Annotated in this window: 10 protein-coding genes; 4 read left to right on the forward strand and 6 right to left on the reverse strand. The window is 43.3% G+C overall.

The features are described 5' to 3' along the window. The first annotated feature begins 558 nt into the window (after positions 1 to 558). From HH214_RS22060 to HH214_RS07550, 4 genes are all read left to right on the forward strand, one after another. On the forward strand, positions 559 to 834 hold the full coding sequence (locus HH214_RS22060) for a hypothetical protein (protein ID WP_248282229.1): 276 nt from the start codon (positions 559 to 561) through the stop codon (positions 832 to 834). Between the two features lie 427 nt (positions 835 to 1,261). Then, positions 1,262 to 3,685, forward strand: a complete 2,424-nt coding sequence (locus HH214_RS07540; protein ID WP_169606741.1) for an ABC transporter permease — start codon at positions 1,262 to 1,264, stop codon at positions 3,683 to 3,685. 464 nt (positions 3,686 to 4,149) lie between these two features. After that, positions 4,150 to 5,043, forward strand: coding sequence for a helix-turn-helix domain-containing protein (locus HH214_RS07545; RefSeq protein WP_248282230.1), 894 nt, complete (start codon positions 4,150 to 4,152; stop codon positions 5,041 to 5,043). A gap of 78 nt (positions 5,044 to 5,121) precedes the next feature. After that, a complete protein-coding gene (locus tag HH214_RS07550; protein WP_169606742.1) occupies positions 5,122 to 6,246 on the forward strand; it encodes an FAD-dependent monooxygenase in 1,125 nt (374 codons plus the stop codon). Positions 6,247 to 6,281: 35 nt separating this feature from the next. Here the strand turns inward: HH214_RS07550 and HH214_RS07555 are convergent, their stop codons facing one another. From HH214_RS07555 to HH214_RS07580, 6 genes are all read right to left on the reverse strand, one after another. Further along, on the reverse strand, positions 6,282 to 7,172 hold the full coding sequence (locus HH214_RS07555) for an NAD(P)H-binding protein (protein WP_169606743.1): 891 nt from the start codon (positions 7,170 to 7,172) through the stop codon (positions 6,282 to 6,284). Between the two features lie 26 nt (positions 7,173 to 7,198). Next, entirely contained in the window at positions 7,199 to 8,266 is a 1,068-nt protein-coding gene (locus tag HH214_RS07560; RefSeq protein ID WP_169606744.1) for an alkene reductase, read from the reverse strand. 98 nt (positions 8,267 to 8,364) lie between these two features. Then, complete coding sequence (locus HH214_RS07565; protein ID WP_169606745.1) at positions 8,365 to 9,348, reverse strand: helix-turn-helix transcriptional regulator; 984 nt, start codon at positions 9,346 to 9,348, stop codon at positions 8,365 to 8,367. Positions 9,349 to 10,157: 809 nt separating this feature from the next. Beyond that, a complete protein-coding gene (locus tag HH214_RS07570; RefSeq protein WP_169606746.1) occupies positions 10,158 to 11,669 on the reverse strand; it encodes a trypsin-like peptidase domain-containing protein in 1,512 nt (503 codons plus the stop codon). A gap of 83 nt (positions 11,670 to 11,752) precedes the next feature. After that, positions 11,753 to 12,226, reverse strand: a complete 474-nt coding sequence (locus HH214_RS07575) for a BON domain-containing protein (RefSeq protein ID WP_169606747.1) — start codon at positions 12,224 to 12,226, stop codon at positions 11,753 to 11,755. Between the two features lie 33 nt (positions 12,227 to 12,259). Then, positions 12,260 to 12,697, reverse strand: a complete 438-nt coding sequence (locus tag HH214_RS07580) for a hypothetical protein (protein ID WP_248282231.1) — start codon at positions 12,695 to 12,697, stop codon at positions 12,260 to 12,262. Positions 12,698 to 12,795: the final 98 nt, after the last annotated feature.

Below are 12,795 nucleotides of genomic sequence, written 5' to 3' on the forward strand. Positions count from 1 at the left end.
AGTTTTAAAGATTTAGTTGGTTAATAATTGGCACATAGAACTTTTTTTAATTTCATAATGATTTTAGGTGTTAATGAATTTTGCAGATGACGGATATTCATGCGATGCCTTCCTTAGGCTAAAACTGGAAGAAATCCACAAAAAGTTCAGTACTGCAGAAAGCTAAAATCGGTTCAACTGGTGAGACAAAGAACCCTTATTAGACGTTTAGAGAGTTTGTCATTACATACATATTTCTTAACCGAGGGTCCATTTTAGCCGCATATTGAATGCGGCTTTCGATAATTATCTGAAAAACCAAAATGCTTCAAAAAACAACCAACGATAGCCTTTAATGAGCTCCTATGGTGCTGCGGAAGTGATTTCAGAATTAAATTTGCTTCTTCTTGAATTTTAGAAATAGCGCAATAGATCAATAAAACAGCCCTATATAACATAGCAGAAAACACCATCAGGTTTACCAACCCACCAACTTGGAAGCCCGGAGTGTTGTGCCTTATTGAATTGAAACTTCATCTGATCTGAACATTTTTCGAAGATGGCATTAAGAAATTTGTAATGACGAAGAATGATTTGGAAATGTTAGAAACTGCGTGTAAGAAAAATAACGCCCTTATAGATCTGGTAACAAATGCCCTTTATCTAAGGGAGCAAAATGTCTCATTTTTGGAAGTACTAAATATTTACAAAATGAAATTAGAGAATAAGACAGCCATAGTTACAGGGGCATCAATAGCCAAACGTTTTGCGGCAGAGGGTGCAAAGGTTGTTGTGAATTGTAATTACGGCGAAGAAGGCACAGAAAAAGTTGCGAATGTAATAACATGGCAGTAAAAATGAACGTTGCTAATGCATAGGAAATCAAATCGGTAATAGAGGAAGTAGGAGCCAATATGAAATAATCAAATTCAATCATACCCGATTCTCTAATCTGCACAATTTTAAATTTTGGCAGTTTACAACTGCAAAAACAATTATCGATTTTATACTCCAACGAACAAGTTACTTGGTGCCATATTGGGATATAATTTAATGCTGCAACGAAATTTTGTAGCAGAACGCTCACTTGTAGGTGCCGCTCATGGCATGTATCTTATCAACAAGTAAAAGGCACCTAACCAATCTCTGTAACACAATCGCACGCAACTGTACGCTTATGAACATACAAGATGGCAAAACGATCAACAAATACCTGAACATCAACACATTAATTAATTGGTACTATTTTACACCATCATAAGTTTAATAAGACAACGTTGTTATGGTTAGAAGTTACTTTAAAACTGCTTGGAGGAATTTATTTCGCAATAAATTTTATTCATTCATCCACATTATTGGGCTGACTACCGGGCTCACTGTTGGTGTATTGATTTTGCTTTGGGTACAGGACGAGTTAAGTTTTGATGGCTTTCATAAAAACGGCGGTAACATTTACCGTGTAGAGCTTTTTGGTGGCACAGGTGCCAGTAAACAGATCTGGGAAAGTACAGTAGCTGCTATAGGTCCGCAGGCTAAACAGGAGCTCACTGAGGTGCAGGAACAAGTGCGAATAACCCCAAATTGTTTTTTTTCTTTATATAAATACAAAGAAAAAGTTTTTGGTGAGCAAAACGTAACCTTCGCCGATCCTTCACTGTTCAAAATCTTTGATTTTCCGCTTGTGGAGGGCGATACCACAAAGCCTTTTGTAAATGATAATTCTGTTGTTATTACTAGGAAAACTGCGCAAAAATATTTTGGTACCGATGATGCTATTGGTAAAGCAATTTCTGCCGATGGTAAGGAGAACTTTACCGTAAGCGGAGTGATTAACGATTTTCCACTTAACTCGAGCATCAACTTTGATATGATTATGCCCATGAGTTACCAAGTTAAGCATCTGCTGGTAACCAATAAAGTAGATGTGAATACTGATTTCAGCAATTATGCTTATCAAACCTACGTGAGAATTGCACCGGGCACATCGTTAAAAAAGCTTTCGGCCGATTTGTTTAAGATTCACATCAAACACCGCGCGGATGATACCGATGTCGATTACCTCCTGCTACCTATCAACAAAATGCACCTGTATAATGCCGATGGTACTGATCATGGCATTCAGACAGTACACATCTTTACCATCATCGCCCTGGTAATTTTATTGATAGCCTGCATCAATTACGTAAACCTTTCCACAGCACGTTCATTGCTTCGCGCCAAAGAAATCAGTATGCGTAAGATCATCGGGGCAGCCAAATTGCAGCTGTTCATGCAGTTTCTGGCCGAGACATCTCTACTGTTCCTCATCGCCACCCTATTTGCATTGTTTGCCATTTATCTGTTGATGCCGGCATTTAACCAATTGGCTAGCAAACAACTAGAGTTCAATCTGCTCAATCCGCACATCTGGCTAATTATTATCATCACCGTAATCGTTACACTGGCCTTATCCAGCATCTACCCGGCTATGCTGCTATCCTCCTTTGAACCTTTAAAAGCACTGAGGGGTAAAGTAACTGGCAGCATTGGCGACGCTCTTTTCCGTAAAATACTGGTAGTGGTTCAGTTTACCTTTTCCGTAGTGCTTATCGTGAGCACTTTGGTCATCACCCAGCAACTCAAATACATCCAGACTAAAAATTTGGGATATGACCGAAGTCATGTTTTTAGTGTTTGGATGCGCGATGCCTCAAAGCATTATGATGCTATAAGGGCCGAACTCTTGAAGCAGCCCGGCGTAGAGGGTGTAACCCGGGCAACCGGTAACATTATCAACAGCGGCCTAATCTCGGGCGATAATTCATGGGATGGCAAAGCCCCAGGCCAAACATTTATTCTGCACCTGATGGGGATTGATAAAGACTTTACCCATTTTTTTAATCTCAAAATGCAGCAAGGCAGCAGCTTTAGCGGCGCTATAGCGGACTCGGCTCATTTTATTCTTAACGAAGCCGCTGTCAGGGAAATAGGGATAAAAAATCCTATCGGCAAGCATTTCCGTTTCCAAAAAACTAATGGCACCATCATCGGTGTAGTTAGAGATTTTCATTTTGCCAGCCTGCGCGAAAAAATCGCACCCGCCATTTTCTTTTACCGACCGTCCACTTACCAAACCTTATATATAAAAACCAATATCCATAATGCTGCCTCAACAATAGCCTTAGCGGCTAGCCAATTTAAACAATACAATGGCGAGTTCCCTTTTTCTTATAACTTCCTAGATGATATGTTCAACAACCTCTACCAGGGTGAACAGCGCGAAGGAACGCTGTTTAACTATTTTGCGGGCATGGCCATACTGATATCATGCCTGGGTTTGTTGGGCTTGGCAGCTTACACCGCTCAGGTGCGCACTCGGGAAATTGGTGTACGTAAGGTATTGGGGGCATCGGTTACAGGCGTTATCGGTTTATTAGCCATAGATTTCATCAAGCTGGTACTCATCGCCATTGTTGTAGCTTCCCCCCTTAGCCTGGTACGCCATGAACCGCTGGTTGGATGCGTTTGCCTACCGTCAGCCTCTTCAATGGACAACCTTTGTATTGGCTGCAGGCATAGCCATTGTTATCGCTTTTGTTACAATCAGTTTCCAATCCATCAAAGCCGCGCTTGCCAATCCGGTAAAAAGTTTGAGGAGCGAGTAGCGGATGTGTTAAGCATATCGAAAAGCCGATTTTTGCCCAGCATTTCAAGTCTTCCGATATGAACACTCGGTCAAGTTATACATAAATTTATAACAATAATCTTTTGATTGGAAAATTTCCAGAAAGTAAGTTTGTTTTTATACCGAGAAACAACCAACGTTACCTCGTTGAAAGAGCTCCTTAAGCAGGAGTCATTTTTAATTGGGAATTGATTTGCTTTTCTATACGCCAAAGCACTGCGTATAATATATGTATTCAATCTAAGCACTGTAACTTGTCTTTGCCGAAACTTAGAAAGATCATTCCATTATTTCTTGCCGGTGAATTCAATAACGCGTCTGAAACAGACGTCCTCACCATCACGGCAGATTTATAGAAACCAAACTTTCAACATTGGATTACTGATCAGAAGAAATATATACGTAAAAATTACAGAATTGCTTTCGATGCTTGGGATGTCAACCTTGAATCTCGTTCAACTGAGATCTATATGACCTTAGTCAAATTAATTTAGGAATAGGACACCTTGGAAAACTATTTTTGCTTAGAACAAAATATCCTGATGCGCAACAAGAATGGTTCCATTCCGGTAAACAGATTTGGCGACGAACTTGACACCGGTATTTCTATTGAGAGGATTTCCGCTGAAATACTACCTGATTTGGGAGAATGGCAACAACCCGAACGGCACGATCGCCACTCCTTCTTTCTGCTAGAGCAGGGAAGCGTTACAATAGAGATTGATTTCCAGAGATATGAAATTCATGCACCGGCTGCTATCTATATGCATCCTGACCAGGTACACCGAATACTGCTGTTTGAGCAGGTCACGGCGAGCGCTTGGGCCATGACTGACGTTAATGTGAATCCGGAATACCTAGCACTACTGGGAGACCTTACTCCTGTAGCTCCCATCTCGCTGAACGAAGAAGCGTTCGCACTGCTTTCAGCAGCGGTTGCGTTAGGCCTCAGACTTACAGAACGGAAAAACGGCCTGCTCTCTCATGTTGTGCTCAAGGATACCTGCAACGCGCTGATTGGGTTACTCATTTCGCTTTATTTAGAAAGAAAAGCTCCAGCCGAAAAGTTAGCCAGAGCCGAACTCGTAACCAAATCCTTCCGCGAAGCATTGGCACTTCATTTTATCCACCTTAAACGCCCGGCAGATTATGCGGAGATGCTGCATTTATCTACCCCTTACTTAAACGAGTGCATCAGAAACACCACTGGTCAGTCAGTAACTTATCACATTCAGCAACGCGTGATTTTAGAAGCCAAACGTTTACTTTATCACGCTGATCAGTCGCTCAAAGAGATTGCTGCAAGCTTGGGTTATGATGATTATGCTTATTTTTCCAGGTTGTTTACCAAAGTTGCAGGCTTGTCGCCGGTTGCCTTTCGCAGCAAAAACCTCGGTTAGTCCAAGTCTTACACCGCTTTAACCTAGAGTGCCTGATCAATATGCTGTTCCTTTGCTCCAGCAAAAACATATATTAAAGTGAAAACAACATATCTTAAAAAAGTACTTATATCAGGGGCTAGCTTTGCGGGACTTTCCACCGCTTATTGGATGAACAAGTTTGGCTACCAGGTCACCATTGTAGAGATTGCTCCGAGGCTAAAAGAAGGCGGCACACCAGTCAACATTCTTGGTGACACCATTGATATTGTGAAACGGATGGATTTATTTGACCAGATCCAGTCCAACAAACTTGTCATGAAGTCAGTGGAATTCAAAGACGCTGATGATGTCACCCAACGGCAGGACTTGACAGAACCAAGCCCGGAGAACCACCGGGAAGAAGAATACGAAATTGAGCGGGACATCTTATTAGAGATGATGTACGAGGCGGTCAAAGATGAGGTCGAATTTGTTTTTGACGAAAGTATCTCTGGACTTGCAGAGATGGAAGACCAAATTGAAGTAACCTTCAAGAAAGGATCACCACAGACCTTTGATCTGGTTTTTGGCTGCGATGGTATTCATTCAGTAGTCCGGAGGCTTTGGTTCGGCGAGGAAGCAGAATTCTCCCATTTTCTTCAAACTTATTTCTCCATTACTATTGTAAATAAACTGCTGATCCCGGAATTTACCATGCAGATGTACAGTGAGCCCGGTAAGACCATTATGCTTAATGCTTACAATGACAAAACTGATATATGCCTAGCGTATTATTCAGAACAGGAGGTCCCTTACGACTACCGAAACGAACAGCAACAACGGAAGATGATTATGGATCAATTTAAGGGAACCGGCTGGCGTACGGCGGAATTGTTGGAAGAAGTGCAGCGCTCTAAAACCTTTTACTTTGATAAGCTTTGCCAGATGAAAATGCCATCATGGACAAAGGGCCGGGTAGCGCTGGTAGGTGATGCCGGTTACTGCGCCTCACCAGCGGCTGGTAGAGGCGGCTCACTGGCTATAGATGGAGCAGCCGCGCTGGCAAATGCTTTTGAAAAACATAGCGAAAATATTGAATTAGCCTTTCAAGAATACAATCAAAGCTTTCGTCCTTTCATTGAGGAATTACAAGCCAATGTGGTCGAATACAATTTAGATGTATTAATCCCGAAGACCGAAGAGGCTATTTGTAAAAGAAATTTAGAGGGCTTTGGTTTTTAAGCCAGCCCTCTAAAAATCAGAACGTAGATGGTCACTTAAAAGGATATCTGGTAGGCCGTTTTAAACTCTTCTGCGAACTGTTCCAACTTGACATGACCAACTGTTTTTCCACCCTTGGCAAAGAAGTCCCGGGTGACAATACCTGCTCTTACGCCTTGCCCCATTTCGGTAATCAGATCCACTAACTCCGGCGACAGACCTGCAGACAGCATACCTTGTTTAAGTTGCTCATCCGAAATACTGGCCCAGGTCAGTTCAGGTTTGCCTATTGCAGAACCAAACATAGCAGCAATCTGGTTCCCGGTTGAAATATCGCTAACAATATATTTGACCTTAACGCCGTTTCCCTTGGCTTGCAGTTCTTCTGCAATGCTTAAGGATAGGTCTTCAGGATGGGTAAGGGCCAGTTGGACATCTCCGCTATAATTGTTGCCAAATATGCCTCTGCTTTTGATCAATGGTATATCTCTTAAAAAGTTTATGTAAAAAAATCCTGACCTTAATACGGTCACATCAACCCCGTCCAACTTTTGCAGTATCTGCTCTACACGGTGCGTGCCTTGTATCGGGCCGGTTCCGCTGTCCGCATCTGCGCCTACGCTGCTGAGCATTACTGCGCGGGTTACACCAGACGCTTTAATCGCCTCAGCACAAGCTTCCCCAGCATCCGCAATATTTTGAATGAAGTTAGCACTTCCTATGGAAGGCGGCATCATGATGTATACCGCATCTGAACCTTTAAAAGCCTCGGTTAAAAATGTGGCGTCGCTGATTGAACCTACGGCTGCTTTTGCGCCAAGTACCTCAATCTCTGCTTGGCGGTCAGCCTGGGTGGTGATGACGGTGACTTCATGACCAGCTGCAATCAATTTTTTAACTAAAGGTTTGGCTACATTACCTAATGAGCCTGTGGTGGTAATTTTCATGTTGTTTATGTTTTAATGGTAAATACTTAATTTAATACAGGGTAGTCGTTATATCCCTGTTCGCCTGGAGTGTAAAGGGTATTATAATCCGGCTCGTTTAAGGGTTCGTTTTTTTCTATCCTCCTGATAAAATCGGGGTTAGCCAAGAAACTTCTGCCAAAGGCGACGAGGTCGGCTGTACCAGCCTGTAACTTGGCTTCGGCAGTTTCGGCGGTGAGTCCGTTACAATAAATGAGGGTATTAAGGAAATTATTACGAATTACCTGATGCGTCTTTTCTGGAATGCTAGGACTGTTGGATACGTGAATATAAGCAACGCTTATTTCCTGTAGTTTACCGGCAAGGTATGCGTAAGTTTCATGAACTTCTGCATCGCCGTAAGCTGGCATATCGCTTAGTGTTGAGTATGGCGATAATCTTATTCCGACCTTTTCAGCACCAATTGCAGAAGCAATGTTCTCAGCTACCTCTAAGATTAAACGGCTACGATTCTCTATAGAACCACCATAAGTGTCTGTACGGTTATTAACAAAAGTATTCAACGATTGCTCTAAAATATAACCGTTAGCTCCATGAAGCTCCACACCATCGAACCCGGCCTTAATAGCGTTCTGAGCAGCTTTAACAAAAAAACTGATCAAATTAGTGATGCCAGCAGCATCCAGCGCTGTAGGAGCGGAGTGTTCCTGCATACCTTCCTTATCGGTATAGATCTCGCCGGCAGCCCTGATACTGGAAAGACCTACCACTTCGTAACCTTCCGGTAAATTGGCAATATGAGCGACTCTACCGGTGTGCATCAGTTGCAGAAATATCTTTGACCCACCTTCGTGAACAGCATTGGTTACAGTTTTCCATGCCTCCACCTGAGCCTCTGAAAAAATACCGGGGATACGTGGATAGCCTAAACCCTCAGGGCTTGGTGAAGTCCCCTCTGTAATGATGAGCCCGGCACCTGAGCGTTGGCGGTAGTAGGTAGCCATGAGGGCATTGGGCAGATTGCCTACAGCTCGGCTTCGGGTCATGGGTGCCATGACGATATGATTCTTTAATTGCAGTGCGCCGTTATGATACGGCATGAATAACTTTTTCATGTTGCTATGTTTTGATTGACATAGCAAAGGTGGGCCTAATCCGCAGCTGATAATAGCACTATAGGACGCAAAATCAGTCCAATCCGGTATAAGCTATATTAGTATTGGGAGGAATACCGTTTAGGGTTGAGGCCATAATATTTTTCAAACAATCGACTAAAATGGCTGAGATTAGTAAAGCCGAGCTCGTAACCTACTTCTGCAACGGACCGATTGCCTTGCTTTAACAGGAAGGCGGCCTCCTGCATACGTACCTGCTGATAGTAGTTGTAGATGGTATCGCCAAAAGTTTGCTTAAACAACTGCTTGAGTTTAGTTTCACTCATGGCAGCAATCCTAGCTAACTCACTAAGTACCGGCGGTACGCTTAAATCGCTGATGATCTCGCTGCGGATATGCAATAATCGCTCTGCATCTGCACTATTGATGCTTTGATGCATGGTGTTTTCCCGTGAGGTTAACTGATGAAACAGCAGGTATAGTAGCTCCTGTACCTTGATCTGCATGTAAAAGTGGCTCAGGCTGCCATTCATATCTACCGCTGCAATATGCTTGAGCAGTAGCTTGGTTTCAGCCGTCATGCTTTCAAAGAAAAGAAAGGAATTGCTGCTGCCGGTAATGGTCTGGATGACCGAGTTGGCATTGGTCATCGCTAATAATGCAGTTAAATAAGCGGGCGAAATGGCAACCACCACATAGTGAATATCATGATGTGCAGGAAAATGTATAGTGGAACTCAAATCGTTTGAAGTGACCTGGACAGCCGAATCATCCCGCTGAGAGAAAAGTACCAGCGGATTGTCATTAAAAGCGATACTTAGCGACTGCTCGTTGCTGTAAAAAAAGATAGTGATCAGTTCATTGCCCAAGCCTGATGAATTACGTTTGATGATCAAATCCTCTCGGAGTGTATAATGGTGCAGCGTAATTTTAAAGTCTGAACCGAAGGCTAATTTCCGTATATAACCCTTTCCCAAGTGCTCTGGCATGATCAGCAGATCATGATGTACTGCAGTACCAACATGACGGGCAAAATGTGTTAGAAAATCAAAATCAGGTGTAGCGGAGAAACTGAATATCATCTTTAAAAGTAGAAGCTTTCTAAGGCAAGTCTACGAAATGGTAATCCGAAATGAAAGTATCTTTAAAATAAGTCGAATCATTGAACCTTAAGGTAGTCTTATTGGTAGGTTATCGCTATGTTGATGTCACATTAGAACTAAAGCCGAACCACTTTATGTAAAAATTTACATCTGTCAGTGTAAAAGTTAACAAGAGAATCAAAACACTTTGACCATTTTAATTTATTGTTTTTGGTCATAAAATTTCTTTAACGTCAACAAAACTTAGTATAATTCGAGGCACACAGAACAGCTTGGTTTGTCCTTCAAATATATCCACCATAAGCTTAGGTCTATTTTCTCTAAGTGTCCTCATGACGCATCTTATTTAGCTACATACATATAATTGATGTTTGAAGAACTGAAATCATAATCAGCAGATTAATCTTGGTAGCTGCTGCCTAAACCCGGGTGTCCGCAGCATTTGAAAAGGCTATTAAAACAGCAGCGATCTTCCTGAGTCCCGTTCTCGTTAGCTCATGACCTACGTTCATTTTCCGGTCCGGTAACGCATCTGACCAACGGACGTATTCATCGACAGCCGAAGAAAGCCGACTGGCTGTAGGCTGTACAGCGGACGTAGTGGTCTTGTTTTTTGCTCCTTCCTTATACTTCCAGTAAAAGTATTGACCGATTAGGGCTACTAAGCCGAACAGAATAAAAGCGCCCAGTTAGTAGATAATGCGATTACTTTGGAACTGCTTTTCTTCATCACTCATTATATTCTTTTTAAAATGCTCCCTAATTTGCCCTTAAAAATGGACTATTAATTAAGTACCTAATGACAAATTGAACATCACCCTTGACCCATCCGGTGTGATACAGGCAATTCTTACAGTTCCGCTGGTAGCAGCCGTCAGGGTTTTATTGAGTACGAGCGGGTTGTTGACCTGTACGCCATTCACACTCACGATAATGGATCCGGGCTGTATACCAATTTGCTCAAAAAAGCCACCCCGCGCTATAGCTGTAACCAGCATACCGGAACTAACCTGAAAGCGCTGTTTGAGCTGCTCAGTGAGCGGTGCAAAACGAGCTCCTAGCTTATTATATATGTCATTGATTGATGGGCCTGTTGCGGTAACTGGTGCAGCCGATGATTGAGCTTTTAATGTTGCGGTGGCCTCATTTATTTTACCATTCCGAAGATATTTTAAGCTTACCTTATCTTGCGGGTGGTGGCGGGCTATCCGTTCTGAAAACTCTACCGATGAATTCACCTCATGTCCGTCGATCTGCTGAATCACATCGCCTTCTTTCAGGCCTGCTGCAGCGGCAGCACTCCCTTCCTGCACACCGGTAATGTATACCCCCTGAATACTGCCCGGATCAATTCCTCTTTGGCTAAGCTCCTGCGTTTCGGTAGATGGCGAAGGGAAAACAACGCCCAGGTACCCACGTTTTACCGTGCCATATTTTCTCAAATCATCCACAATTTTGCGGGCCAGGTTTACCGGGATGGCAAAACCGTAACCTTCATAGCCACCGGTCTGGGAGGCAATGGCTGCATTAATCCCGATCAGTTCGCCCTGGGTATTTACCAATGCGCCGCCGCTGTTACCCGGATTGATGGCAGCATCGGTTTGTATATAGGCCTCAATGGCCGAATTTGTAGCAATAGATGAGCTTTCATCAGAACGTTCCCGTTCATGATTACCGATAATACCGATACTTCTTTCCTTAGCACTCACAATGCCGGCCGTAACGGTAGTATTCAGGGAGAACGGGTATCCAATAGCCAGTACCCACTGGCCGATCTGCACATTATCGGAATTGCCCAATTTTACCGCACTTAGTCCGGAAGCACTGATTTTAATTAAGGCCAGATCGGTGTTTGGGTCACGGCCGATCAGCTTTGCCGGAAATGTGCGTTTGTCGGTGAGCACCACTTCCATCTGGGCCGCATCTTCCACCACATGGTTGTTGGTAATAATATAACCATCCGGGCTGAGTATAACACCTGAGCCGGAGGCCATTACCGGAACGGGTTGTTGCGGAGCACCATAGTAACCGGGTATTACGCTGCTTTCCGCACTGTTTTGAGCAGTTAGCTTCACCTTGATATGTACCACCTGCCGCGAGGCCATGGCTGCTGCCTGGGTGAGGTCAGGGTAAATTGCTGCTGCTGAATCCGGCACGCTGCTTTCCGGCACAAAACGGATACGCCCGGTTTTATCCTTAACAGGAACTGGATGGAAGTTATGTTCCATTATCTTGAAGGAAGCAATACTTACTCCAGCTGCCACCAGAATGGTCAGCACCATTAAACCCCATTTGTTCATGGCTGTATGATCAAAGTTTATAAAACCTATACCAACTCTTTCAGAAAAAGATACTTTCTAACCTAAGTAGAAGCTTATGACATTTACTTAACCGCTAACTGATTGTCCAGCTTTTTAGGTTTTAGCGCCTGCAATTCGTTCATCAATGCTTCCACCTGCTTTTTCTCAATTGTACCGCGTAGCACCACCACACCGGCGGCCACATCTGCCTGCACGCCATCATACCGGCTTACAATAGATTGTACGGTGGTGCGAAGGGTCAGGTCCGTAGTTGCTTCATGAGACATCTGGCTTTTTACGCTTTTCACGCCGTCTATTTTTTTTACCTGTTGCTCGGCGAGGGAGTCACAGCCTTCACCCTGGCATGCACCCGAAAGCGTCACAACGCCATCCTTTACGTTGGAAGTTACCCCCTTTAAAGCCGGGTTGCTTTGCAGTGCTTTGGCAACATTAGCCTGAATATCTTTATCATTTGGCCCACCGCAGGCACTGATTAAAAACAGCAGCGAGGATGACAATAAAATAGATAATGGTTTTCTGAATGTAGTATATTTCATGTTTTCAGTTATTGATAATCAAGGGTATAATCGCTATTTAAACTCTTTAGTGGTTAACACGACCTGGGCGCCCGGATAAGGAATATTGGCCTGGTCTTCTGCCGTAACAAATACTCTTTCCGGCTTAAACGGGGTAACGGCATGCAGTAAACCTTTTAGGTCGCTGGAGAAGAAACCGCTGGAACTGTTCAGCCGGCCCAGGTTTTTAACACCGTTACTTTTGCTTTCCATCCACACCAGGTAAAGCTCTTTTGGTGGTTTCAGGCGGGAGGGTTCTGCCAGCCGCTTTACATTTACATCAATAGCATAATTCTGATTTTCGTCTTTCGAAATTTTGATGTACCCTTCGGCGGCAGGCACAACACCCGAGGTAATGAAGTTTACTTTTTTGGAGCAGGAAGTTATTCCAAGCGCTGCAATAACCACAATAGCAATGACGGGTTTGTGTATAAAAAAGCTGACATGTTGCATAAGCGGAATCTAAGTAAGATAAAAGTGAATAATTATCGTTCATCCTTCGGAGGATGAGCAAGGATCAGCAAGAAGGATAAAACTTTAAGTTTAAGCGA

The organism is Mucilaginibacter robiniae (genome assembly GCF_012849215.1).
Taxonomy (GTDB): Bacteria; Bacteroidota; Bacteroidia; order Sphingobacteriales; family Sphingobacteriaceae; genus Mucilaginibacter; species Mucilaginibacter robiniae.